This is a genomic window from Chromohalobacter sp. HP20-39, from assembly GCF_033052815.1.
In the GTDB taxonomy this organism is placed as follows: Bacteria; Pseudomonadota; Gammaproteobacteria; order Pseudomonadales; family Halomonadaceae; genus Chromohalobacter.
The window spans coordinates 1-368 of sequence record NZ_JAWHTP010000287.1; the positions used below are offsets into that span (position 1 = coordinate 1).

Genomic DNA, 368 nt, shown 5'->3' on the forward strand with positions numbered 1-368 from the left:
CACGCGACGGCGCACCATGGACGACACGATCACCATCGGAATCGCCATCAGAAACGGGATACGCCAGCCCCACGCCTGCATCTGCTCGGCACCGAGGATGAAGCTGGACAGCCCGCACACCGTGGCTGCCAGCGCACCGCCAATCGCTACCCCCACCGGCGTGACCGCACCGTAAAAGCCACGCTGGCCACGCGGTGCGGATTCCGCCACGTACGCGGCCGCGCCCGTCACCTCGCCACCGGCAAAGAAGCCCTGCGCCAGCCGGATCAACAACAGCAGCACCGGCGCGATCAGCCCTGCGCTGGCCGCCGTGGGCAGCAGCCCCACCAACCCCGTCGCCACGCCCCTGCCGCTCACGGTCACCAGCA

At 69.8% G+C, this 368-nt stretch carries 1 protein-coding gene; it reads right to left on the reverse strand.

The features are described from left to right. On the reverse strand, positions 1-368 hold a 368-nt coding region (locus RVY79_RS18020; RefSeq protein ID WP_317465890.1), incomplete at both ends, for an MFS transporter.